Origin of the sequence: Limosilactobacillus reuteri subsp. porcinus, from assembly GCF_036621895.1 — a bacterium.
GTDB classification, from domain to species: domain Bacteria; phylum Bacillota; class Bacilli; order Lactobacillales; family Lactobacillaceae; genus Limosilactobacillus; species Limosilactobacillus reuteri_J.
Window position 1 is genome coordinate 1 of record NZ_LN887444.1, and the last position, 2,767, is coordinate 2,767.

Below are 2,767 nucleotides of genomic sequence, written 5' to 3' on the forward strand. Positions count from 1 at the left end.
TCTTGTTCATCGGTGCAGTACTTTGCCTTAGACTTCCTTCAGATTCCACCTCACAGTGGACACCCTTGTCCTCAGCTCATGGTTCCGACTACTACGGCCCATAGCGGACTCTCACCGCCTAGCTAATACCCATGCCGGGCGCACGTAAAAAAATCGGGTCTGAAAAAGTTCAGAACCCGATTTTTTTATATTAGCCCAATCGCAAACGTTACGACTTGAACCAGTGAGCCAATTAATAGTATTTTAACTGCACATGGGAATGTCTCTTTCTTAACTTGCTTAGCAAATAACATCCGTGTTTGCTTAACCACAAATGGGATAATCAATAAGGTTAACAAGACTGTCCATGGCGTGAAATGAAGAACCGCGGCGAAAATAATAGCTAAAAACGCTAAAACGTTCTTAATGGCAAATGCATATAGACCATTTTTCTGCCCAATAAAGTGAATAACTGTATGACGGCGATTGTCTTCATCTTCACCCGCATCACAAATATTATTTGCTAATAATAGGTTGGAAATCCACAATTCATCCGGTAAAGCAACGAGAAAGACGACCCCGATATTTGCCCAGGACCATGTAAATTGCGGGCCAACATTAATAAAGACAGAAATAAGGGTAATCATGAATCCCATTGTAAATCCCGAGGCAAATTCACCAACCGGCAACCCTGACAAAGGAAATGGACCAGAAGAGTAAAGAATGCCGATCGCAAAACAAAAGATTCCCATCCATAGTAGCGGAAGACCAACACGGGTAACTAAATAGATTCCGATTAAGCCGGCTACTATACTAAAGGCAAGCAAGAGACCGAGAACTAAGCGCGGTGAAATATTTTCCCGCCCGATAATATTTGTATTTTTCTTATAATCAACGGTATCAATGGCATGGTTATAATCATTATAATTATCCATCATATCAACCGCCATATTGAATAATAGCATTGCAATGAAAAACAGAACTGAATTTAGCAGGTTTAGTGAATGATAATAATAGACACTAAGGCAAACCCCGAGGAGCATCGGTAAGATACTGGCAGTTTTGGCCTTAATTTCTACTAATTCCAAAAAAACATTTAACGACATTTAGTAAATTTTCCTTTCATAATTCCTTAGTTGTTCGGTACAATATAGATGGTACACCATAACAAAGGAATTATCGATTAATGAAACAACATTTTTTCCATACCTATCCGGCGATTAATAACGCTCTAGGTAAAGTAAATCAAACAATTAATGACCGGATTACAATTAAAAATCCCCAACTACACGATGCCCTGCAACAGATGGCTTCAAATGGTGGTAAATACCTTCGTCCAGCGTTCTTTCTTTTATTTGCAAATATCAATCATCAAACTGCAGCTGAGCAAGAAAAACTAATTAAAATTGCCTCTTCACTTGAGGTTTTACACATGGCTACTTTGATTCATGACGATATTATTGATGATTCACCTAAACGTCGTGGAGCCGTCAGTGTTCAAGCTGCCTTTGGTAAAGATACGGCTGTCTATACTGGAGACTTCCTTTTTACTATCTTCTTTGACCTCCTCGTAGAAACGATGACCGGATCTCCCTATCTGATACGAAACGCCCGGACAATGCGCAAAATTCTTACTGGTGAATTAGGACAGATGGATAATCGCTTTGATCTTGACCAATCATTACTCGATTATTATCGCAATGTAAACGGCAAAACGGCTGCTATTTTTAGTCTTGCCGCTGAAGAAGGAGCCTATTTTGGCCATGGAGATCGTCGGACCATCAACTTAGCAAAACGAATTGGGCAAAACATCGGGATCAGCTTCCAGATATTGGATGATATTCTTGATTATTCGGGGGATGAACGCCTTAACAAACCTATTTTAGAGGATTTAGCAACTGGTGTTTACTCCCTCCCCCTTCTTTTAACCTTGCAAAATCACCGACATGAATTAGAACCGTTACTTGCCAAAAAACGCCAAATGACGATTGAAGATATGGAAAAAGTCCAAAAGATTGTTGTCACTCATGGCGGTGTTAAAAAGGCGCAAGAAATTGCTACTAGGTTTACACAAAAAGCGCAAACCGAAATTGATCAATTAGCAGATAAGCATACCCGAAAGATGTTGAAGTTGGTAGCAGATAAGTTATTGACACGGGTAAATTAAAATAGCTAAGACTAAGAAAAATTCTATTTCTCAGTCTTAGCTGTTTTTTACTCTTGAACCAAGATTTCAACATCCCACGAATCAAGCATTGTTTCAGGTGAATCCCCAGTCAAAAGGTCTCGATAACCCTTTTGAAATTCTACTGGTAATGGTTGTTTACCCTTTCCCATATTAAGGACAAAGTAAATATCCTGGCCCGCAGAATTTTGGCGTTTTGTTATCTCCAATTCTGTTTGCTCTTTGACTAACGCAGAAAGGTGCACATCATCAACAACATGCATAATGATCTTACGGAGACTAGCATGGTCAAGGCGACTACCGACATACCATGCTTTCCCTCTTGAATAGGTATTCTCGGTTATCGCAGGAGTCCCAGCATAAAATTCACTAGTGTATTTAGCCAAGATATGGGCTCCATTAAGGCGAATTAAATCTGCTATCAAATGTCCCATTAATTCATCCCCGGTCGTCATTGCTAATTTAACATCTTTATTAGGGAGGATTGCATCACTTTCTTCAACCCACAGCCCCATTACATCTTTTAATGGTCCAGGATAACCGCCCGGATAGACATTATCGGATTCATTTACCATTCCGGACTTGAACTACTCCCACTTAGCT

3 protein-coding genes are annotated in these 2,767 nt (G+C 39.9%); 1 reads left to right on the forward strand and 2 read right to left on the reverse strand.

Annotated elements, in window-relative coordinates:
• Nucleotides 1–185 precede the first annotated feature (185 nt).
• Nucleotides 186–1,085 (reverse strand): prenyltransferase, encoded by a 900-nt coding sequence (locus AACL61_RS07160; protein WP_035153225.1) that lies wholly within the window; start codon nucleotides 1,083–1,085, stop codon nucleotides 186–188.
• Nucleotides 1,086–1,165: 80 nt separating this feature from the next.
• Between AACL61_RS07160 and AACL61_RS07165 the strand changes: the two genes are divergently transcribed.
• Entirely contained in the window at nucleotides 1,166–2,146 is a 981-nt protein-coding gene (locus AACL61_RS07165) for a polyprenyl synthetase family protein (protein ID WP_339111181.1), read from the forward strand.
• Between the two features lie 47 nt (nucleotides 2,147–2,193).
• Here the strand turns inward: AACL61_RS07165 and AACL61_RS07170 are convergent, their stop codons facing one another.
• Nucleotides 2,194–2,739 carry a beta-galactosidase trimerization domain-containing protein gene (locus AACL61_RS07170; protein WP_339111182.1) on the reverse strand — a complete coding sequence of 182 codons (546 nt, stop codon included), beginning with the start codon at nucleotides 2,737–2,739 and terminating at the stop codon, nucleotides 2,194–2,196.
• Nucleotides 2,740–2,767: the final 28 nt, after the last annotated feature.